24 protein-coding genes and 1 tRNA gene are annotated in these 21,183 nt (G+C 59.4%); 15 read left to right on the top strand and 10 right to left on the bottom strand.

Annotated features, from left to right (window positions below; translation table 11 throughout):
• Positions 1 to 31 precede the first annotated feature (31 nt).
• From CBW66_RS07835 to CBW66_RS07820, 4 genes are read left to right on the top strand one after another with little or no spacing between them, the layout of a single operon-like run.
• Positions 32 to 145, top strand: a complete 114-nt coding sequence (locus tag CBW66_RS07835) for a GpE family phage tail protein (RefSeq protein WP_071650277.1) — start codon at positions 32 to 34, stop codon at positions 143 to 145.
• Positions 146 to 3,016: a phage tail protein gene (locus CBW66_RS07830; protein ID WP_086142862.1), complete on the top strand. Its 2,871-nt coding sequence runs from the start codon at positions 146 to 148 to the stop codon at positions 3,014 to 3,016. It begins immediately after the preceding gene.
• A 14-nt stretch (positions 3,017 to 3,030) separates the two neighbouring features.
• The gene (locus CBW66_RS07825; RefSeq protein WP_086137821.1) at positions 3,031 to 3,639 is read left to right on the top strand and encodes a phage tail protein; all 609 of its coding nucleotides are present in this window, start codon (positions 3,031 to 3,033) and stop codon (positions 3,637 to 3,639) included.
• A complete protein-coding gene (locus CBW66_RS07820) occupies positions 3,636 to 4,868 on the top strand; it encodes a phage late control D family protein (RefSeq protein WP_086137820.1) in 1,233 nt (410 codons plus the stop codon). Before CBW66_RS07825 ends, CBW66_RS07820 begins: the two co-directional genes overlap by 4 nt.
• A gap of 197 nt (positions 4,869 to 5,065) precedes the next feature.
• Here CBW66_RS07820 and CBW66_RS07815 read toward each other — a convergent pair whose 3' ends face one another.
• Positions 5,066 to 6,484 carry an HNH endonuclease signature motif containing protein gene (locus CBW66_RS07815; RefSeq protein ID WP_139841626.1) on the bottom strand — a complete coding sequence of 473 codons (1,419 nt, stop codon included), beginning with the start codon at positions 6,482 to 6,484 and terminating at the stop codon, positions 5,066 to 5,068.
• 346 nt (positions 6,485 to 6,830) lie between these two features.
• A complete protein-coding gene (locus CBW66_RS07810) occupies positions 6,831 to 7,274 on the bottom strand; it encodes a helix-turn-helix domain-containing protein (protein WP_086137818.1) in 444 nt (147 codons plus the stop codon).
• 80 nt (positions 7,275 to 7,354) lie between these two features.
• Here CBW66_RS07810 and CBW66_RS28405 point away from each other — a divergent pair, with 80 nt between their 5' ends.
• From CBW66_RS28405 to CBW66_RS07765, 11 genes are all read left to right on the top strand, one after another.
• Positions 7,355 to 7,558 carry a hypothetical protein gene (locus CBW66_RS28405; RefSeq protein ID WP_139841625.1) on the top strand — a complete coding sequence of 68 codons (204 nt, stop codon included), beginning with the start codon at positions 7,355 to 7,357 and terminating at the stop codon, positions 7,556 to 7,558.
• Between the two features lie 10 nt (positions 7,559 to 7,568).
• Positions 7,569 to 7,772, top strand: coding sequence for a hypothetical protein (locus CBW66_RS07805; RefSeq protein ID WP_035820909.1), 204 nt, complete (start codon positions 7,569 to 7,571; stop codon positions 7,770 to 7,772).
• 37 nt (positions 7,773 to 7,809) lie between these two features.
• Complete coding sequence (locus CBW66_RS07800; RefSeq protein ID WP_035825591.1) at positions 7,810 to 7,998, top strand: hypothetical protein; 189 nt, start codon at positions 7,810 to 7,812, stop codon at positions 7,996 to 7,998.
• Positions 7,995 to 8,258, top strand: a complete 264-nt coding sequence (locus CBW66_RS07795; RefSeq protein ID WP_086137817.1) for an ogr/Delta-like zinc finger family protein — start codon at positions 7,995 to 7,997, stop codon at positions 8,256 to 8,258. The genes CBW66_RS07800 and CBW66_RS07795 overlap by 4 nt, the downstream gene beginning before the upstream one ends.
• Before the next feature lie 121 nt (positions 8,259 to 8,379).
• Entirely contained in the window at positions 8,380 to 8,781 is a 402-nt protein-coding gene (locus CBW66_RS07790) for a hypothetical protein (RefSeq protein ID WP_086137816.1), read from the top strand.
• A gap of 101 nt (positions 8,782 to 8,882) precedes the next feature.
• Positions 8,883 to 9,236: a hypothetical protein gene (locus tag CBW66_RS29370; protein WP_230492080.1), complete on the top strand. Its 354-nt coding sequence runs from the start codon at positions 8,883 to 8,885 to the stop codon at positions 9,234 to 9,236.
• Complete coding sequence (locus CBW66_RS07780; RefSeq protein ID WP_086137815.1) at positions 9,226 to 11,136, top strand: replication endonuclease; 1,911 nt, start codon at positions 9,226 to 9,228, stop codon at positions 11,134 to 11,136. The genes CBW66_RS29370 and CBW66_RS07780 overlap by 11 nt, the downstream gene beginning before the upstream one ends.
• The gene (locus tag CBW66_RS28945) at positions 11,133 to 11,285 is read left to right on the top strand and encodes a hypothetical protein (RefSeq protein WP_170932991.1); all 153 of its coding nucleotides are present in this window, start codon (positions 11,133 to 11,135) and stop codon (positions 11,283 to 11,285) included. Before CBW66_RS07780 ends, CBW66_RS28945 begins: the two co-directional genes overlap by 4 nt.
• Positions 11,279 to 11,491 carry a hypothetical protein gene (locus tag CBW66_RS07775; RefSeq protein ID WP_086137814.1) on the top strand — a complete coding sequence of 71 codons (213 nt, stop codon included), beginning with the start codon at positions 11,279 to 11,281 and terminating at the stop codon, positions 11,489 to 11,491. The genes CBW66_RS28945 and CBW66_RS07775 overlap by 7 nt, the downstream gene beginning before the upstream one ends.
• A 9-nt stretch (positions 11,492 to 11,500) precedes the next feature.
• Positions 11,501 to 11,746, top strand: coding sequence for a DUF4224 domain-containing protein (locus tag CBW66_RS07770; RefSeq protein ID WP_170932990.1), 246 nt, complete (start codon positions 11,501 to 11,503; stop codon positions 11,744 to 11,746).
• Between the two features lie 19 nt (positions 11,747 to 11,765).
• Positions 11,766 to 12,755, top strand: coding sequence for a tyrosine-type recombinase/integrase (locus CBW66_RS07765; protein ID WP_230492079.1), 990 nt, complete (start codon positions 11,766 to 11,768; stop codon positions 12,753 to 12,755).
• Positions 12,756 to 12,875: 120 nt separating this feature from the next.
• Here the strand turns inward: CBW66_RS07765 and CBW66_RS07760 are convergent, their stop codons facing one another.
• The 8 genes from CBW66_RS07760 to CBW66_RS07725 form a co-directional block, all read right to left on the bottom strand.
• The gene (locus tag CBW66_RS07760) at positions 12,876 to 13,196 is read right to left on the bottom strand and encodes a hypothetical protein (RefSeq protein ID WP_086137812.1); all 321 of its coding nucleotides are present in this window, start codon (positions 13,194 to 13,196) and stop codon (positions 12,876 to 12,878) included.
• 128 nt (positions 13,197 to 13,324) lie between these two features.
• Positions 13,325 to 13,398: transfer RNA gene (locus CBW66_RS07755), tRNA-Gly, on the bottom strand.
• A 244-nt stretch (positions 13,399 to 13,642) separates the two neighbouring features.
• A complete protein-coding gene (rfbD, locus tag CBW66_RS07750) occupies positions 13,643 to 14,515 on the bottom strand; it encodes a dTDP-4-dehydrorhamnose reductase (protein ID WP_086137811.1) in 873 nt (290 codons plus the stop codon).
• 39 nt (positions 14,516 to 14,554) lie between these two features.
• The gene (gene rfbC / locus CBW66_RS07745) at positions 14,555 to 15,100 is read right to left on the bottom strand and encodes a dTDP-4-dehydrorhamnose 3,5-epimerase (protein ID WP_086137810.1); all 546 of its coding nucleotides are present in this window, start codon (positions 15,098 to 15,100) and stop codon (positions 14,555 to 14,557) included.
• 44 nt (positions 15,101 to 15,144) lie between these two features.
• Positions 15,145 to 16,038, bottom strand: a complete 894-nt coding sequence (gene rfbA, locus CBW66_RS07740) for a glucose-1-phosphate thymidylyltransferase RfbA (RefSeq protein WP_086137809.1) — start codon at positions 16,036 to 16,038, stop codon at positions 15,145 to 15,147.
• Complete coding sequence (rfbB, locus tag CBW66_RS07735; protein ID WP_086137808.1) at positions 16,038 to 17,117, bottom strand: dTDP-glucose 4,6-dehydratase; 1,080 nt, start codon at positions 17,115 to 17,117, stop codon at positions 16,038 to 16,040. Before rfbB ends, rfbA begins: the two co-directional genes overlap by 1 nt.
• 268 nt (positions 17,118 to 17,385) lie before the next feature.
• Positions 17,386 to 18,975 carry an SEL1-like repeat protein gene (locus CBW66_RS07730; RefSeq protein WP_086137951.1) on the bottom strand — a complete coding sequence of 530 codons (1,590 nt, stop codon included), beginning with the start codon at positions 18,973 to 18,975 and terminating at the stop codon, positions 17,386 to 17,388.
• Between the two features lie 2 nt (positions 18,976 to 18,977).
• A complete protein-coding gene (locus CBW66_RS07725) occupies positions 18,978 to 21,182 on the bottom strand; it encodes an EAL domain-containing protein (protein ID WP_086137807.1) in 2,205 nt (734 codons plus the stop codon).
• Position 21,183 lies beyond the last annotated feature (1 nt).

Below are 21,183 nucleotides of genomic sequence, written 5' to 3'. Positions count from 1 at the left end.
TTTCGGTATCCCCGGCGAAGTAGAAGACGCAATGGCCGACATTGCCGGCGTCTTTCACTGGACGCCGGCAGCGATGGACGACTTTACGATAGATGAACTGATGGCCTGGCGCGAACGCGCCCGGCAACGAAGCGGAGCGGAATAGATGGCTGGTCGGGATCTGAAATTACAGGTGGTATTTGCGGCACTGGACAAGATTACCGGCCCGCTGAAAAAAATCATGGGTGGCTCCAGCGACACCGCCAAGGCCTTGAAGGCCACCAACGACCGCTTGCGCGAGCTGAACGCCCAGCAAAAGAACATCGGCAAATTCCGCGAACTGCACGGTGGCTTGGATGCCACCCGCACCAAGCTGGAAGCGACGCAGCAGAAGGTGGCCAGCCTGGCCGCCAAGATGAAGCAGGCGGAAGCGCCCACGCGCGCCATGACGCGCGAGTTGAACGCCGCCGTCAAAGCGGCGGCCGCCTTGAAGACGGCCGGCCAGCAGCAAGCCCAGCAACTGCAGGTCATGCGCGAGCGCTTGGGCGCCGCCAGCATCGGCACCAAAGACCTGGCCAACCACGAGCGCACCTTGCGCCGCGAGATCGAGGCCACCAACAAAACCATGACCTTGCAGCAGCAGAAGCTGGCCAACGCGGCCGCGAGGCAGCAGCGCGTCACCAACGCCACCCAACATGCCGACAAGCTGCGCAACAAGGCGGGGAACCTGGCCATGGCCGGCGCTGGCGCAACCGCCACGGGCGCCGTGCTGGGCGCACCCGTCGTCAAGGGCTTGAACGAGGCTAAGCACTATCAAACGGAAGTGGGCAGGGTCAACGCGCTGGGCCTGGGCGACAAGGTATCGGCGGAAGCGGTCGCCTTCGCGCGCAACATGAAGACTTACGGCACCAGCCAGCTCGACAACCTGCAACTGATGCGCGACGGCATGAGCGCCTTTGCCGACGTGCACCACGCGGAAATGGTCGCCCCTACCCTGGCCAAGATGAAGTTTGCCAATCACGCCTTCTTCGGCGAGGCCGAGGGCGCCGACAACGAACGCAAGGTCATGGACATGCTCAAGGTCATCGAGCTGCGCGGCGGCCTGGAGAGCAAGGAAAAGTTTGAAGCCCAGGCCAACATCGTGCAGCAGGTGATTACCGCCACGGGCGGGCGCGTCGGTCCGAATGAATGGCTGAACATGATCAAGACGGGCGGCATCGCGGCCAAGGGCTTGAAGGATGACGCCTTTTACTACCAGATGGAACCGCTGGTGCAGGAAATGAGCGGCAACCGCGTCGGCACGTCCCTGATGAGCGCCTACCAAAACTTGTACCAGGGCCGCACCACCAAGCGCTCGGCAAAAAAACTGGAGGAATTTGGCCTGATCGGCGACAAGAGCAAGGTCACGCATGATAAAGCGGGACAACTTTCCTTCCTCAATCCTGGCGCGCTGCTGGGTTCCGAACTGTTCCGCGAAAACCAGTTCGAATGGATGGAAAAGGTGCTGTTGCCGCAACTGGCCAAGAAAGGCATCAAAGACAAGAACCAGGTGCTCGACGCCATCGGCAGCATCTTTTCGAACCGCACCGCGTCGAACCTGTATTCGCAGATGTATTTGCAGCGCGGGCAAATCCACAAGAACGAAAAGCTCAACCGTGGCGCCGCCGATATCGGCCGGCTGGAAAAGCTGGGCCGCGAATCGGCCGCCGGCAAGGAACTGGAGGCGCAGTCGAAGCTGGCCAACCTGAAACTGACCATGGGCGAAAAAATCCTGCCGCTGTATGCGCAGGGACTGGAAATGGCCATCAGTGCCGTCACGCGCCTGAACGGCTTCATGGAGCGCAACCCGACCGTGGCCAAGGTCATGATTACGGCCTTTGCCGTGCTGGCCGCTCTGCTGCTGGTGCTCGGCCCGCTGATGCTGGGCATTGCCGCCATGATCGGCCCGTACGCCATGCTGCACGTCATGTTCGCCAAAATGGGCGTGACGGGCGGCGTGCTCACGCCGATCCTGCGCGGCCTGGGCGGTGCCTTCATGTGGGCGGGCCGCGCCGTGCTGTGGCTGGGCCGCGCCCTGACGCTCACCCCGATAGGCATCGCCATCACGGTCATCGCCGGCGCCGCCTACCTGATCTACAAATACTGGGAGCCGATCAAGGGTTTCTTTTCCGGTATGTGGTCGCACGTCAAGACCGCCTTTTCCGGTGGCATTGGTGGCGTCAGCAGCCTGATCGTCAACTGGTCACCGCTGGGCCTGTTCTATCGCGCCTTCGCGGGCGTGCTGGGCTGGTTCGGTATCGCACTGCCGGCCAAATTCAGCGAGTTTGGCGCCAGCATCCTGCAGCGCATTACCGCATCCTGGCAACCTATCGCCGCCTTCTTCGCCGATATCTGGGCGCGTCTGCGCACGGTCTGCGCCGGCGGCATGGGCAACATCACGGCCCTGATTATCAACTGGTCGCCCGTCGGCGTGTTCTATCAGGCATTCGCGGGCGTCATGAGCTGGTTCGGCATCAAGCTGCCGGCGCAATTTACCGAGTTCGGCGCCAACCTCCTGCGCGGCCTGGTCAACGGCATCACCGGTTCCATGGGCGCCGTCAAGGACGCCATCAGCAATGCCGGTTCCAGCACCATTGCCTGGTTCAAGGAAAAGCTGGGCATCCACAGCCCGAGCCGGGTCTTCGCCGAGCTGGGCGACTACACCATGCAGGGCCTGGCCCTGGGCCTGGACCGCAGCGAAGGCGCGCCGATTGCCAAGGTATCGGGCCTGGCACAGCGCCTGACGCAACTGGGCGCCGGCATCGCCATCGGCACGGCCACGGCGTTACCCGCCAGCGCCTTCGACACGCGCGCGCCGCTGTCCCAGGGCGGATTCGGCGCCGGCATGACGATCCAGGGCGACAAGATCGAAATCACGATCCAGGCGCAGGCCGGTTCCGATCCGCAGGCCATTGCGCGCGCCGTGTATGCGGCCATGGAACAGCGCGACCGCGAAAAGGCGGCACGCATCCGCTCTTCTCTGCGCGACCACGATTAAGAAAGAACAGCACCATGATGATGATTTTAGGCATGTTCGTTTTCAGCCTGCCCACGCTGGCCTATCACGAGCTGCAGCGGCAAACGGAATGGAAGCACGTCGGCACAGCCCGCGTTGGCCTGCGCGACGCGCACCAGTACGTGGGGCCCGGCGACGACACGATTACCCTGTCCGGCTGGGTGGCGCCGGAACTGACCGGCTCCCTGTATTCGCTCGATGCGCTGCGCATGATGGCCGACACCGGTAAATCGTGGATACTGATCCAGGGCACGGGCCGTATCCTTGGCTCCTACCGCATCACCAGCATGACCGAGGGCCGCACCATCCTCGACGGCAGCGGCGGCGCCAGGCGCGTGGAATTTTCGATTGCCCTGAAACGCGACGACGACGGCGTGCTGGCCATGGTGGGCCTGGGCGACATCGGCGACCTGAAAAACATGCTCAGCATCGACGGCATCACCAGCAGCGTGGCCGGCGCGGCGAAGAATGCCGTGGGCAGCGTGGTCGGCAATGTGGTCGGCGGCATCACGTCGAAATACGGCGGCGTCGTCAGCGACATGAAAGACAAGATCGGCGCCGGCATCAGCGGCGCTATCGGCAGCGCGGCGGACAAGTTTAAATGAGCGAGCATATCCCCGCCTTCCGCGTCACCATCGAGGACAAGGACATCACCGCCATCGTCTCGCCGCGCCTCATCAACCTGACCTTGACGCTTTGCCGCGGTGACGAGAGCGACCAGCTCGACATTGCGCTGGACGACAGCGACGGCAAGCTGGCCATGCCGCCGCGCGGCGCGCAGATCGAACTGGCGCTGGGCTGGCAGGCGTCCGGCCTGGTCGACATGGGCAAGTTCACCGTGGACGAGGTGGAGCACAGCGGCGCGCCCGACACCATCACCCTGCGCGCCCGGTCCGCCAACCTGATCGACACGTTTAAGCAGCAGCAGGAACACAGCTTCCACAAGACCACCCTGGGCGCCATCATCGAAGCCATCGCCTTTCGCAACGAGCTGGCATCGGGCGTGTCGGCGCGCCTGCGCGACACTGCCATCGAGCACATCGACCAGACCCACGAAAGCGACGCCGCCTTCCTGCGCCGGCTGGGCAGGAAATACGACGCGGTGGCCACCGTCAAGAATGACAAGTTGCTGTTCATCCCCATCAACGACAGCCGCACGGCCAGCGGCAAGGCGCTGCCCGTCATCCCCATCACGCGCGCCCTGGGCGACGGCCACCGTTACCACAGCGCCGAGAGTGACGCCTACACGGGCGTGCGCGCCTTCTGGCACGACGAGCGCTACGCGCGCCGCCGCAGCGTCGTGGCCGGCGTGCCCGGCAACAGCAAACGCCTGCGCACCACCTTCGCCAGCGAAGCCGATGCACGCGCGGCCGCCGTCGCCGAATGGCAGCGCATCTTGCGCGGCCTGGCCACCTTTGAAATGAGCCTGGCCCTGGGCAACCCGGCCGTGTTCCCGCAATCGCCCGTGACCGTGACAGGATTCAAGCCCGAGATCGACGCCACCGACTGGCTATCGGTCAAGGTCACCCACAGCTTGGGCGGCAACGGCTTTACCACGCGGGTGGAGTTTGAAACGAAAACAGAAGCGGTGGAGGCCAAGCGCGAGGATGAGAAAGACCCGGACGAAGGCATCACGGGCGTGCTGGCCAAGTGGAACGACGTGGCAAGGAAGAAGAAAAAAACGGGGCAGGAGCAGGCTGGCGCCAAGGGCATGCTCAAGACGCTGGAGCACACTTACAAAAGCAAGCAGGCCGCCAAGCGGGCGGCGCTGCATGCGTGGAAGCGTATCGAAGAAGTGCGCGACATCATCAGGGAGAACACCGAGGAACCTTGAAAAGGTGGCGAACTTTCCCAATGGTGGTGCCGATGCAAGACCGTGCTTGGGGCCGAATTCTAAATTTTCAGCTCATGAACAAACAGCTTCCAGAAAAGTTTCGATAGATCCACTTTCCCAGTGCTCAGCATCTGGACGCGTGGAACAGGATCGGTAGACTCTCCGGAGTCCTCTAACTCGAGATACTCAGAAATGCACTACAGATTATCCCTGATGTATCTTGGAAGTTGTCCATGTCCGCGGCACTGACGGCAATCCCCATACTCTCCCTGTCCACTTCCCTTGCATTCAAGGCACTCAACAAACTCATATTCACGCCTATCTCGCAATTCATGCAATCTCTGCTCTAGTTCGCCTTTACCGTCGCACTTGCGACAAGTATCGTAATGTTTCGTGCTACCTCTACCATTGCACACGTCACAACGTACTTGCCCGAATTCCTTTGGATCAAATGTATCGTCTTTGCCTCGAGCGACTTCCCCCCTGCCTGAACAAAATGGACAATTGTCGTAGTTTCCGTAGGTACCTCCTCCTTTGCATAAGCGACACCTAACCTTACGAAAAGCGGCAAAGTCGGTGCGTTCGGCTATTCTGCGCTCTAGCCGAGTGTCCCCGTGACATATAGGGCAAGAATCGTACTCATCGAAATGCCCACTCCCCTCACAAAGCTCGCATTTAACCTCATCAAATTCGCTAGGATCAAAATAGTCGGCTACGCGAGACTCAACAGCGCCGTCGCCACCACACACGGGACAATCATCGTGATAACTGTAGTGACCAGCACCTTTACATAACGGACACTTCACCATCCCTGCGGCGAGGCGAATTTCCTCACGAACCTCAGTCAGCGCATGCAAACGCTTTCTTATATTACTTTCAGCAGAGAAAGCTGGACTTGCAGTGATTGCATCTAACTTTGCCAGGGCATCAAATGCCTCAGTATTATCTTCGCTCTTCTTTACCTTTGAGAGCTTAAGCACCTCTCCAATGATTTCTTCAGCAAATTTATTGACTGCCTGAACCTGTTCGGGCGTAGTCGGGTTAAGCAGCTCTGCACGGGCACCGGCTTCTAAGAGATAGAAAGCTTTTCGAACTACTTCTGCTTGCACACTGAAAAAAATCTTGCGGTAGGACAACAGTGAAATTTTTAACGACTTGACAAAATCCCCTTCTTGATCACGAGGTCCGACCTTGCCCTTATCGTAGACAGTATGATGGTTGGCACAAAGCCATATCAAATTATGCGGGTGATTATTTTTACTTTGTGCGACTGGATCAATATGTGCTGCTTCGCAAGAGTCAGGGTTCGTATGACATATTGCACATGCTCCGCCCGCTTCGGTAACTATTTCTGTTTTGATACCGGACGGAATGTGTGGACGCTTCCCCGGTTCCGCATACCATGGTTTCGCTAACCATTTGTTAAAATCTATAAGTTCAGCCTGCCTGAACATCATGACCGCGCCAACCTTTCGTGATATCTCAAGTTTCCGTATATCTCGACTCTTTGGCGCGTGAGATGTAAGCCAACTCAACAACTCAGGTGATAATCCTAGCAATAAGGCAGCATCCGTTATGGTTAATTCCGCATCAGTTTCCGCTTCAGCACTTTTCATGTCAACGATATCCTTGATTTTTTCTTTTGAATCGCGGCTCGGGTAGTAATGTAGCCCCGCATTTAGCGTCGCCTTCGATCCAGGCTTGTGCTTTCTAAGCGTTATATCCTCCACTACACTGAGGCCTTCCAGCCAAGAAACTAGTCAAGCCCAGCTCCCACATGTGCTGCTGATTCCAAGAGTTCTAGGCGAGATAAAACGCAGACTACAGCGGCGTAATGGTACCAATTAAGTTTCGGATTATCGTGATTTTATCGTCACCTTCATGCATCAGATCATTATGCGTAGTATGCAAACAAAACAAGCAGCAATTACAATAAGCATAAGAAGGTAAATAATTTGTAGATTATTTTTCCTTTTTTCGTCCGCTACCAGTCACATTAAAAGTCTGCGGCCCGATGATATTCCCGACGAAGTTTTGTCCGATCTTGCCGTGGGTTTCCACGTGGGCGGTGTTCCCCGCTTCGGATGCGGGGGTTGTTGGTGAGCGCATGCCATCAATCATCCCTAACACGCCTGCTTTTCCGCGAACGTCCATACTTCGATAGCCAGTCAACAGCTCATGCTCATCCGCAGGCAACGCAGACAGCGCATGTTCTCCTGTCAGCAAATACAACACATCCACCCCAGCCGCAGCAATGGCCGCTAAGTAGTCCGAATCCGGCGTACGGGAGCCATTTTCATAGTTGAACTGAGCTCCCTTTTTTACTCCACCAAGGGCCGCAAACTCGTCCTGATTAAGGCCGAGGCGCTTTCGTTCTTCCTTGAGACGATCAAAAAAATACTTCATTTGAGTACAAATACCTTTCCAAATCACTCAAATGAGTGATATATTTACGCCATTCCGTAGCGATTACAGATCATAACATTATGAATAATTTGTCAAAAGTCGGACGTACCGCCAAGGGCGTCACCTCCCAGCCTCTTGGCGTTCGAATGGCTCCTGGCGAAGTGAAGGAAATCGAAGCCCTCGCCGCCGAGCAAGAACGCTCCCGCGCCTGGTTCCTGCGTTTCCTGATCCTGCGCGGCCTCGCCGATTACAAGCGCGAACTCGCATCCAAACTCACCCACTAAGGACCACGTCATGTACCCCGATGCAAAACGTATCCGCAGCCACCGCGTCATGCTGCGTTTGGACGATTACGAGCACCAGCTCGTTTCCTCTATCGCTAATTACCAGGGCGAAGAGCTTGCGGTACTGGTGCGCCAGATCGTGATGCGTGAAGCCTTGGCCGTGATCGCCTTGGATGACGCCACTATCGACAGCGTACAGCGTCGCAGCGTTTAAACCGAGTCACTTTTGAGCAACTCTAAAGTTACAGAAAATGCCAGACCATCAAATTCACCTCAATGACGAAGAGCGCGCGGTGCTGGAACTCGTGCGCCAGCGCCAGGGGCTGGCAAGTATCGATCAGGCGGCTGAATGGCTCGTCAAGTCGCGCTTACGCATACAGTCGAAAAACATGACGGGTCGCGGTCGCGCCCTGTACCAAGTGGAAAGAAAGCTGAAATGAGAGTCATCGGCCTGCCCTGCCCGCATTGCGAATACACCGTCCGCGCCGTCAAAAGCCGCACAATGTCCGCCATGTTCAAGGAAATCACCTACATGTGCCAGAACCCCGAATGCGGGCACTCTTTCGTGGCAGGCCTGGAAGTGCTGCGCACCCTCTCGCTGTCCGCCATGCCCAAACCCGATATTCGCATCCCGATGTCGCAGCATGCGCGCAAGGCAGCCACCAGCCAGCTGGCCCTGGACCTGACGGCAGGATGCTGATGGCTATGCCTATCCTCGCGCCGCCGTAGCCCGGCCACCGTAACTCTCCCTCTTTTGCTGTGCCCTGCAGCGCTCCTTTTTGAGCGTGCGGGACTCGTTCAACCTGAAATAAGGAAAACCGATGGAAACCACGCTGCACGCTGCCAGTTACGCCGACATATCCCCGGCATCAAGCACCATCCACCCGACACTGCAACATTGCATTGTCCCCGTCGCGCCGACGTGTTTTCTGCTGCAAGCCGGCGCGGGCACCAGCATCGCGGCGCTGACGGCCCACATCCATGAGATTGCCAAGACCTACCACGCCTATGGCGCTGCCAATCTGACCTTCATCGTCAGCGATGCGCAGGCACTGGAACGTGCGGGCTTTTTCGCACCGGCCAAGCAGGGCGCCCTGGTCGGCAAGCTGCGCATCGAGGTCAACTACATTTTTGCCAACGAAGCGGGTTCCCGCCACTGCTGCGGCGCATCGCACACGCTCCCGTACTGGGCAGAACATTATTCCAAGGCAGGGGCACGCTGATGCTGCGTCTGGCCAAAGCCTGCGGTCCTTGGTTGCTGTCGCTCCTGATCGTCATTGCCCCCGACGTGCTGCGGGCCATTGGCTTCATCAAGGACTGAGCCATGCCGGCGTCCCTTATCGACAATCACCTGTCCTTCCAGCCTGCCGCCAAAATTCTGGCGGCGCGCGACAAGGATATGCCGACGCCACCGGGCGCCGGGCATGCGCTGGCCGCTATCGCCGATGCCAAGGCCCAGCTGCGCAGCATCAAGCCGCGCAACCTGGCGCCCTTCATGGCTCAGGCCTGGGGATTGTCGCCACGCGGTGCACGCCGCTCCGTGCTGATCGCCGCCGGCCTGGACGCTGACCGCTGGGAATCGCCCATCCATTCATTTACCGAGGAAGAGCGCATCGAGCTGCGCGCTGCTACCTCTGCCGCTATCCGTGTATACGAAAGACTGTTGAATGCAATCTAAGCAAATCCTGCTGCCTGACGCCCAGCGTCACGAAGCCTTCCTGCGTTCCGCCCAGTTCGCGCCTGAGCTGGCCCGCATTCCGTTCAAGTGGCGCAACCGCGTCATCACCGCGGCCCTGGCCAAGATGGCCTGGTCGTCCTGGTACAAGGTCTATGAATCCATCGCCACCAGCTTTGTGCGCGAATTCGCCGAACAGTACGTGCCGGCCGGCGTTGACCTGTCGCAAAGCGACGCCGACATCGTGGCCACCGCCGAGCGTGCGGCGGCCGGCATCGTCAAGATGCTGTGGGGTGCCATTTCCGACACGCACGCCTTGCAGATCATGGAAGACGAATGCGCCTCGTATGGCATCGAGCTGCCGGAATTTGACGAAGCGGCCGACACCATCGCCCGCCTGGTGGATGCCCGCTGGTGGCGCCGGCAACTGCGCAAGCGCGTAGGCCGCGCCTTTGAGGCAGGCAATATCCGGCTGGGCTACGTCAACTATCACGGCGAACCCTACGCCAGCACGGAGGCCGTGCTGGCCCGCCTGGCGCAGAACCGCCGCAATGCGGCTGCGCTCGCCGCCACGCTGGTGCAGAACGAGAATGGCCAGCAATTCAGCATCGCCGAACTGGCCGAGAAAACCACCGCCAACAAGGCCATCCGGCGCGGCGAACTAATGTTGCGCATCAACGGCTTCGAACAGATCGCCCGCGAGTGCGGCGACCAGGGCATCTTCATCACCTGGACGTGCCCATCGCGTTTCCACGCCATGCAGCACAGCGGCAAGCCTAACAACAAGTTCGACGGCTCCACGCCGCGCGAGGCCAACGCCTATCTGGGCAAGATGACGGCCCTGTGCCGTTCCGCGCTGGCGCGCCGTGGCATCGGCCTGTACGGCTTTCGCATCGCCGAGCCGCACCATGACGGCTGCCCGCACTGGCACTTGCTGCTGTTCGTGCGCCCCACCGCGCGCTACAAGACGCCCCACCTGCAGGACGTGGCCAGCCGCGCCATCCGCATCATGAAGCGCTACGCCTGGCGCGTGGATCGTGGCGAACCGGGCGCCTTCGCGCGCCGCCTGGACGTCAAGCGCATCGACTGGGCCAAGGGCAGCGCCGCCGGCTACATCGCCAAGTACGTGGCCAAGAACATCGACGGCGTGGCCGACCACAAAACCAAGGAAGGCTATGTCGTCACGGCCGACACCGAAGGCGATGTCGAGCTGACGCCATCGGCCCGCGTCGAGGCCTGGGCTTCACGCTGGGGCATCCGTCAATTCCAGCAATGGGGCGGCGCACCCGTGACCGTGTGGCGTGAACTGCGCCGCATCGAGGAGAACATGCTCAACGAGGCGCCGGCCGCCATGCGCCGCGCCTGGGATGCCGTGCAAAAGATCGACGGCGAAAAGCGCGCCTGCTGGGCCGAGTACCTGCGCGCCCAGGGCGGCGCCCTGGTGCCTCGCAAGGAACTGGCCGTCACCTTGGCCAAGGACGAAAAGAGCGTCATCGGCCGCTACGGCGAAACCCTGCGCATCACGCCCTACGGCGTGCGCTGCAGCGACCTGATCGGTGTGGTCTTCAAGTCCGTGCGCCATGCGTGGACACCGGTACAGGCCACAGGCGGGCGCGGGGTGGCTGTTGGGATTGCCGTTCCTCGGACTCGTGTAAATAACTGTACGCACCCCGACCGCCCTGCCCCTCTGAATCGCAGCCCCGACATCGCCAGAACTATCTGTGATGAAGAGCGAACAGCAATTTGGGCTTGTGCCGCACACAACAATCTGTGCCCATTCCCCCGGATTCCCGGCGACCAAGAAAAGATCGACTTGCTTTATGAAGTGGCGAAGCTGAACGCCTGCCCATACCCACGCGTAGTTGTCACCGATACGCCTTCCATGAGGGGAAATGCCACATGAGCACCTTTGCCGTGATCGTTCGCACGCAAACCGAACGCTTTGAATACGCCGCGATTGCCGCTTCCAGCGGCGACGTGATCCAGGCCGCCATCGACCGCTTCGGCGTGTGCGGCGTTACCGCCAAACTGAAAGGAACACCGCAATGCTGAACACCCCGACCAATTCGCCGCGGCAAATCGCCCTGGGCGACCGCGTGACATTCGATACCGACGAGGGCTACCAGGCCGGCACCGTCAACGACTTGCGCCGCGACGTGGGCAATGGGGAGCTGCATGCCTGGGTGGAGCTGGACCACCAGTGGCCCGGCATGTTCCGCGCGGTGCCGCTGGTGGCGATCATGCTCGCACTGAATTAGGGACGCGGCATGGCAGACCACATCGCGACGAATTCCACTTTCCTGTCGATGGACGATATTTGCGCCCTGACCGGCCGCAAGATGAAAACGAAGCAAATTGAGGCACTGCGGAAGATGGGCCTCCCCTTTTGGGTCAATGCCATCGGGCGGCCAGTTGTCGCGGTCGCTGCAGTAGAGGGGCGCAAGGAAGCGCCACGGGAAAAAACATGGGTAATGCCGAGGATCAATAAAAATGGGCCGACGAAACACACGTAATTTGAACATGCCGCCGTGCATGCACCCGCGCACCCAGCGCAGCGGCAAGGTGTACTACTACATGTACACCAAGGACAAGCCGCGCAAGGAAATTCCACTTGGGCCAGACTTCATCCTGGCCCTAAAAAAATATGCCGAGCTGAACATCGTGGTAGAGCATATTGCCAATGCAACGTTCTCCGATGTGGAATCACGATACCTGGTTGAAGCGGTCCCCAAACTCGCCGCCAGTTCGGCGCGCATGTACCGGTCAGACATCAAGCACCTGCTGGCAGCCTTTTCCGAGGCCCCGCTTGAGCAGATCAAGCCGATGCACATTCGGCAGTTCTTAGATGACCACGCCGACAAGCCGACCACAGCTAACCGTTGCAAGCGGGTTTTCTCGACAATGTGGAACCATGCGCGCGGCTGGGGCTACACCGACCTGCCGAACCCTTGCGAGGGCATCCAGGGGCACTCACTGGCAAAGCGTACCGTCTACATTACGGATGCAGTGTTCTCCGCTGTGCGCATGCACGGCAGCGCGCCGCTGCGGGATGCGATGGACCTGGCCTACCTGACAGGCCAGCGTCCGGCTGATGCGCTGCGCATGACTGAACAAGACATCATTGATGGGCACCTGATCATTACGCAGGAAAAAACCAAGCAGCCGCTGCGCATCACCATTACTGGGGAGCTGGCCAAGCTGATGGACCGTATCCGAGCGCGTAAGGCAACGCACAAGATTGTGACAGGTGCGCTACTGACCAATATCCATGGCAAGCGCCTGACCGCGCCAGCGCTTCGCACGCACTTTGACGCGGCAAAAAAGAAGGCGGCAAAGCATGTGCCAGAACTGGCGCAGGACATCATGGCATTTTGGTTTTTCGACCTGCGCGCAAAGGCGGCCGACGATACTTCGGATGATCGTGGCGACCAGGCGGCCAGCGATCTTTTGGGACATGACAGCGTGAAGACAACCCAGCGGCACTATCTGCGACGAGGCAAGATTGTAGCCCCGACGAAATAATCTAAACATACAGAAGGAGAATCCGCTCAAGTGAGTTCATGATGCCTAAATATTCCCAAACATCTTAATATTAATGCAGGAATTTCAATTCACTTTGAGCGATTCGACAAGGAATATGCCCTATCCACCACTCGCACGCAGATAGGCTGCAGCCGCCTCCTCACGAGTCTGTGAGGGTTCTTCGTATCTGATGGGCGGCTGCATCCTGAAGGGGACACCAACAATGCCTGCCGCTTGCCGCACCGACATCAATACCTGTTCTGCATAGGCTATCGAAATCTGCTTTCGCGCTACACGATTATGGATTTCATTGTTGCGTTCAACGCCTATAGAGTCCAGCAGCGCTAACTGGTACTGTATCTCTCTGTCTAAATCAATTCCGCGCAAAGCAGCGAGCTGAAACAGTGCATGAAACTTTGCAATTTCTTGCATTTTATCCATTTATCCACACTTTCGAACTAGTCACATGTGGCCCCAGCTGGGACTTGAATTGCTAACAAAAAGGTAAGGTTTGTGGAGCGGAAAACGGTTTGTGGAGCGCCAGATGTGGAATTCTTGTGATTCTTCATTGGAGCGGGTGAAGGGAATCGAACCCTCGTCGTAAGCTTGGGAAGCTTCTGCTCTACCATTGAGCTACACCCGCGAAGCCTGCATTTTACGCGGGATGGCGAGTACTTGGCAAATTTGTGGAATGCCGCAGATGGCTGCGACATTCTCTTCAGGACCTGGACCATATGGCAAACATCAATGTCGTTTTCAACGATCAGCTCTCCGGGCTTCCGGTCGTTTGCCAGCATTCTGTCGGCTCCGCCTGAGCAACTCCGGGCCTGGCTTGCCCCGCTAGTTCAGCCCTACAACGGCAATTTTCTCTTGCTTTTTTTACATCTTCAGTCTTGGCATAGCGTCAACGCATCCTGCCACTGCGGCAATTCGCAGAAGGTCTTCTTCAAACGCTCCGAGGACAGCACCGAATTGGCAGGCCGTCGTGCGGGAACCGGATAGGCTTGCGCGAGTATCGGTTTGAGACGCGGCTTCTTGGCAATCGAGGCATGTGCAATGATCGCTTCAGCGAAGCCGAACCAGCTGGTTTGTCCTTGTGCCGTCAGGTGATATAAACCGGAGCGTTTGTCCCACCACGCTTGGCGGTTCGCGGCAACGACGCTTTGCGCCACGATATGCGCGGTGGTGTCGGCGATGGTGCGACTCCAGGTCGGTGCACCGACCTGGTCGGCAACAATACTGAGTTCTTCGCGCTCCTGCGCCAAGCGGAGCATGGTCAGCAGAAAGTTCTTTCCATGCATACTGTAGACCCAGCTGGTGCGCAGGATCAGGTGCGGGATGCCGGCTGCCTGGATCGCCTGTTCGCCGGCCAGCTTGCTACTGCCGTACACATTGACAGGGCACGTCGAATCGGTCTCGACGTAGGCACCGTTTTTCGATCCATCAAAGACATAATCGGTGCTGTAATGAATCATTGCAGCGCCTAATTTCTTGGCTTCTTCGGCCATGACAGCCGGCGCCTCGCCATTGATGCGCATGGCCAACTCTGGCTCGCTTTCCGCCTTGTCGACGGCGGTGTAGGCGGCCGGGTTGACGATCAGCGTCGGCTTGACGCGGCGGATCATGTCGCGTACCTGGATCAAATCGGCCAGATCCATCTGCCTGCGGTCGAGTGCGATAATTTCTCCCAGACCTTGCAGGCTGCGTTCCAGTTCGTAGCCAACCTGGCCGGTTTTTCCTGTAATTAAGATACGGCTCATAATTGTTCCAGTGAATGCGGCACGGCTGTCTTGCCGTGCTCAGGCGAAGACGTCGGCATGGGCCAGCAACGTCGCGGCTTTGTCCTTGCCCGACAACAGCGGTTCGCCGTCCAGCGGCCAGTTGATGCCGATCGCCGGATCATTCCACAAGATACTACGCTCAAATTCCGGCGCCCAGTAATCGGTGGTTTTGTACAGGAATTCAGCGTTGTCGCTGGTTACCAGGAAGCCGTGGGCGAAGCCTTCGGGAATCCATAGCTGACGTTTGTTGGCAGCCGACAGCACCACGCCGACCCAGCGACCGAAGCTCGGCGAGTTTTTGCGCAGGTCGACGGTGACGTCGAATACTGCGCCGGCGGTGACGCGCACCAGTTTGCCTTGTGGCTGCTGGATCTGGTAATGCAGGCCGCGCAACACCCCCTTGGCCGACTTGGAATGATTGTCTTGCACGAAAGAGCGCGTAACGCCGGTCAGTTCGGCAAAGCGCTTCTGATTAAAGCTTTCATAGAAAAAGCCGCGGTCGTCACCGAATACCGTTGGTTCAAGTATCAATATGTCAGGTATGGCTGTGGTCTGGATTTGCATGGTATATCGGTATCGTATGAACTAGGTGGAAAACGCGGCGCACCTCAGAATATCTTGTCGTCGAGCAAACGCAACAGATACTGACCGTAGGCATTCTTCTTCAACGGCCGGGCTAGCTGCTCCAGTTTGGCGGCATCGATATATCCTTTGCGGTAAGCGATTTCCTCGGGGCAAGCAACTTTCAAACCCTGACGGTTTTCAATGGTAGCGATGAATTGGCCCGCTTCCAACAAGGATTCATGGGTGCCCGTATCAAGCCAGGCCATGCCGCGGCCCATCAGTTCGACGTTCAATTGGCCGCGTTCCAGATAGGCACGGTTGACATCCGTGATTTCCAGCTCGCCACGCGCAGAAGGCACGATACTGGCGGCGATGTCGCAGACCTGGCTGTCGTAGAAATACAGGCCGGTGACGGCGTAGTTCGATTTCGGCTTGAGCGGCTTTTCCTCGATGCTGACGGCGTGACGTTGCGCGTCGAAATCGATCACGCCATAGCGTTGCGGATCGGTAACATGGTAAGCGAACACGGTCGAGCCGCTGGTGCGTGCCGAGGCTACGCGCAACTGCGTTTCAAAGTCATGGCCATAATAGATGTTATCGCCCAGAATCAGGGCCGATGGCGCATCGCCGACAAATTCTTTGCCAATGATGAACGCCTGTGCCAGGCCATCCGGCGTGGGTTGCACGGCATAGCTGAGTTTGATACCCCACTGGCTGCCGTCACCCAGCAATTCCTGGAAACGCGGCGTATCTTGTGGTGTGGAAATGATCAGGATGTCGCGTATGCCAGCCAGCATCAGCGTGGTCAGCGGATAGTAGATCATCGGCTTGTCATACACGGGCAGCAGCTGCTTCGACACGGCCATGGTGACAGGGTACAGGCGCGTGCCGGAACCGCCTGCGAGGATGATGCCCTTGCGTTCGATGGCGCTTCGCATTATTGCTGCTCCTCGGCCGTGTCGCGTGCCGCGTAATTTTTCTCTACCCACTTCAGGTAGTCGCCCGACTGCACATCACGTACCCATACCTGGTTGTCCATATACCACTGGACGGTCTTGCGGATGCCAGTGGCGAAGGTTTCAGCCGGCTTCCAGCCCAGTTCGCGCTCGATCTTGCGCGCGTCGATGGCATAGCGACGGTCATGGCCTGGGCGATCCATTACATAGGTGATTTGTTCGCGATAGCTGCCAGACGCCTTGGGATCGAGCGTATCGAGGATGTCGCACAAGATATGCACGACTTCCAGATTGGCCATTTCATTCCAGCCGCCCACGTTGTAGACCTCGCCCAGGCGTCCCGCTTCCAGGACGCGACGGATCGCCGCGCAATGGTCGCCCACATACAGCCAGTCGCGCACTTGCATGCCATCACCATAGATAGGCAAGGCCTTGCCGGCACGGGCATTGCTGATGATGAGCGGAATCAGTTTTTCCGGGAAATGGAAGGCACCATAGTTGTTCGAGCAATTGGTGGTGAGCACCGGCATACCATAGGTATGGAAATACGCGCGCACCAGATGATCGGACGCCGCTTTCGATGCCGAATAGGGACTGTTGGGCGCATACGGCGTCGTTTCCGTAAATGGCGGGTCGTTCGGTCCCAGGGTGCCGTACACCTCGTCGGTCGATACGTGCAGGAAACGGAAGCCGTCCCTGGCGTCGCCTGTCAGGCCAAACCAGTAAGCACGTGCGGCCTCGAGCAGACTGAAGGTGCCGTTGACGTTGGTGGTAATGAATTCGCCGGGGCTATGGATCGAGCGATCGACATGGCTCTCTGCGGCAAAATGCACGATGGCACGGGGCTGGTGTTCGGCCAGCAGGCGGGAGACGTGGGCAGTATCGCAAATATCGCCGCGTACGAAGATATGCCGCGGGTCTTGCTCCAGACTGGCCAGATTGCTGAGATTACCAGCGTAGGTCAGTTTGTCAAAATTGATTACAGGCTCATCGTTGAGCGCGAGCCAGTCTCTTACAAAGTTGGAACCGATGAAGCCGGCGCCACCAGTCACTAAAATCATATTACTTTCCTTTGCTCACTTGAACGAATTCACAGGCGTTCCCGAGTGTGCAATCGTCGATGGACGACCTGACCGAACGTACTACTGCGACAGAATATTATGTGTTTAATATTTTTTGGAATATTATGATACTCTCATTCGGGATTAATATACGCAATCTTTCTTGACGATGGCGTCATCCGTTTTCAGTAAAATAAAAAACCATTCTTGACATACCTGGCATCTTCAATGCCAGCGTGGCGCGCGACGATTTTAATGAGAGCGTGAATTAATCGGCCAGCGCCTCCAGGCGCTGGCGCACCTGCTTCAGATCCGTCTCGCGCATGCGCGCCGCCGTCTGGCGCAGGGATTTTTCCGCACCGGCCACGCCGGCCGCCGCCGCCATCGACAGCCAGATATACGCCTGCTGCAAATCAAGCGGGCCGCCCTGGCCGCTGGCGGCCATCAAGCCCAGATTCATCTGCGCCCGCGCATGGCCTTGGCGCGCGGCCAGCGCATACCAGTCCCAAGCGGCGGCATAGTCCTGCGGCACGTCCTGGCCATTGTCATGGCGCAGGCCCAGCGCGAACTGGGCCAGGCTGTGGCCCTGGGCGGCGGCGCGGCAGTAACAGGCGCAGGCTTGCTGGCTGTCGGGTGCCGGACCATCGTCGCGGTCGTGCAAGACGCCCTGCATGTATTGCGCCGGCGCGTAATCCTGCTCGGCGGCGCGGCGGTACCATTCCAGCGCCAGCGACAGATCCTGCGGCACACCTTGGCCATGCTCATAGCGCAGGCCCAGGTCGAACTGCGCGCGCACATGTCCCTGGTCGGCCGCCTTGCGGTACCAGAAGATGGCTTCCTGCGCATCGGCAGGCACGCCCTGTCCATGCTCATGCAGCAGTCCCAGCTGATACTGCGCGGCGGGGAAGCCCTGCTCGGCGGCCTGGCGGTAAAACGCTTGCGCCTGCGCGTAGTCGTGGGCGCCATGTTCATGATGCAGGCCCAGATTGTGCTGGGCCGCCGCATGACCCAGTCCCGCCGCCTTGGCATACCATTCCAGCGCCGCCTGTTTATCGCAAGGCACGCCCTGGCCATTGTCGTAGATCAGGCCCAGGTTGAACTGCGAACTGGCGTGGCCCTGCCCGGCCGCGCGCCGGTACCAGGCGATCGCCTGCCTGCTGTCCTGCGGCAGCACATCGCCATTTTCATAGCGCAGCGCCAGATTGAACTGGGCCGGCGCATAGCCCTGCTCGGCGGCCTTGCGCATCCAGGCCGTCGCCTGCTGGCGATCCTGGCGCACGCCCTGGCCATTGTCGTAGCGCAGACCCAGGTTGAACTGCGCGCGCGCATAGCCCTGTTCGGCGGCCTTGCGGTACCAGGCGATGGCTTGCACGAAGTCCTGCGGCACGCCCTTGCCATTGTCATACATCATGCCCAGATTATTCTGCGCGCCCGCGTCGCCCTGTTCCGCCGCGCGGCTGAACCACAGCATGGCTTGCCCGCTATCTTGCGCGATGCCCTGGCCCTTGGCATACAGCCAGCCCAGGTTGTACTGCGCCGCCGCGTAGCCCTGCTCGGCCGCCTGTTGGTACCAGTGCGCCGCCTGCGTAAAATCCTGCGGCACACCCTGCCCCTTCTGGCACATCACGCCCAGGTTGTATTGCGCATGCTCGAGTCCCTGCGCGGCGGCCAGGCCATACCAGTGCAGCGCCAGCGCATAGCTTTGTTCGATGCCCTGGCCATTGAAATACATGAAGCCCAGGCTGTGCTGGGCGTTCGCATTGCCTTTCTCGGCCAGTCCTTTCAGGCGCAGGTAATCTGCGGTGTAATGCGCAGCCGTGGACTGGGCGGCCGTGGAGCGGGGATCGGCAAGCGACACGGTCAAGCCTCGATGGTCAGCGTCGGGGACGGCGCGGGGGCGGCATCGGCGATCAGGCGGTTCTGCTCCTGCAGCACGCCGATAAAACTGCCCAGCGAAATGGGCCGGTGGTACAGATAGCCCTGCATCGTGGTGCAGCCCTTGTCCTGCAGGTAGCGCGCCTGCCCTTCCGTCTCCACGCCCTCGGCGATCAGGTGCAGGCCCAGGCCGCGCGCGATCGAGATGATGGCCAGGATGACGGGATAGTGTCCGTGCTCGTCATGGATTTCCTTCACAAACGACTGGTCGATCTTGATGGTGTGGATGGGAAAGCGGTGCAGGTACGACAGCGAGGAATAGCCGGTGCCGAAATCGTCGATGGCCACCGACACGCCCAGCTGGCACAGCTTGTTCAACTGCTCGATCGCATACTGCGGATTGCGGATACAGATGTTTTCCGTGATCTCGACTTCGATCTTTTCCGGCGCGATACCGTAGCGCGTCAGCGCGCCGCGCATCTTCTCGAAAAAGTCGCCCCGGTCCAGGTATTGCGGCGACAGGTTCAGCGACAGGCGCACGGCTTCGCCGCCGGCCGCGTTCCACTGCACCAGGTCGCGGCACAGGGCGCCCAGCATCCAGTCCGAGATCGGCAGCATCAAGCCGTTTTCCTCGGCGAACGGCAAAAATTCGCCGGCCGTCAGCAAGCCCCGCTGCGGGTGGTTCCAGCGCATCAGGCCTTCGGCGCCGACGATACGGCCCGTCATCACGTCCACCTGCGGCTGGTAATACATCTCCAGCTGGTTCAGCTCCAGCGCCTTGCGCAGGCTCTGTTCGAGCGCGATCTTCTGGTGCGACACGTCGAGCATGGACTCGTGATAGAAACTGTGGCCATTCTTGCCCAGCGCCTTGACCTGATACATGGCGATGTCGGCGTGGCGCAGCAGCTCGTCGATGGTCTCGCCGTCACCCGGATAGATCGCGATGCCGATGGACGCCGAAATATGCACCTGGTTGCCATCGAGGTCGAACGGCTGGTGCAGGCATGCGAGGAATTTGTCGGCGATCAGGCGCGCATCCTGGCGGTCGCGCAGTTCCGGCAGCACGATGGTGAATTCATCGCCGCCCTGGCGCGCCAGGGTATCGCCGCGGCGCAAACAATCCTTCAGGCGCAGCGCCACCTGCTGCAGCAGCTCGTCGCCCTTCACGTGGCCCAGGGTGTCGTTGACCAGCTTGAAACGATCGAGGTCGATGAACATCACGGCCAGTTCCGTCAGCTTGCGCCGCGCCTGGATCACGGCCAGCCCCAGGCGATCCTTGAACAGCATGCGGTTCGGCAGGTCCGTCAGGATGTCGTGATAGGCCTGGTAAGAGATGACTTCCTCGGCGCGCTTGCGGTCGGTGATGTCGCGCGCCACGCCGTAGGTGCCGAAGTACTCCTGCTTTTTCGCTTCCTGATCGTGGCCGTGCATGCCGATCGAGTTGAGCGGAATCGTCATCAGGGTGTTGTTGAAGGTCCGGTCGCTGCCGCTGCCGCTATGGCACTTCAGGCGCAGTTCCACATTGCGCGAGGCGCGCTCGTCGAGGCGGCGCTCGTTGAAGGCATAGCGCGCCCGCTCCTGGTCTTCATCGTGCACGAGAATCGAGTAATGGCTGCCGATCAGCTCCTCGCGGCTAAAGCCCAGCAACTGGTGCACCCGGTCGTTGATGAAGGTGATGCGGCCTTCGTGGTTCAGGGTATAGATGATGTCGGGCGAGCTGTCGACCAGGTAGCGGTACATCTTTTCCGAGTTTTCCAGCTGCAGCGCGATGCGCTCGTTCTCCAGCGCCAGCTGGCTCTTTTGCAGCGCGTTCTCCACCGTCTTGAGCAGCTCCTCGCGGCTGTACGGCTTGCGCAGATAATCGTAGGCCCCGCGTTTGAGGGCGCCGATGGCCGCCTCGATGCCGACGTCGCCGCTCATGACGATCACGTCGCCCTCGATGCCGCGCCGGTTGATGTGGTCCATGATTTCATGGCCGCTCATGTCGGGCAGGCGCAAGTCGAGCAGGATCAGGTCGAAGCGCAGTTTCGACAACTGCGCCAGCGCCTCGCTGCCGCAGGTGGCCGTGTGCAGCTGGTAGCCGCGGTCCTTCAGCAATTCGTGGAGAGAGGCGAGCAGGCGTGGCTCGTCGTCGACCAGCAAAATGCGCGGGCTGTTTTCCGGGTCAAACGGAATGGCGGAGGAGTTCATG

Origin of the sequence: Janthinobacterium sp. GW456P, from assembly GCF_002127655.1 — a bacterium.
GTDB lineage: Bacteria > Pseudomonadota > Gammaproteobacteria > Burkholderiales > Burkholderiaceae_D > Janthinobacterium.
The sequence above is the reverse complement of the archived record's forward strand: the minus strand, read 5'-3'. Positions and strand labels throughout refer to the sequence as shown.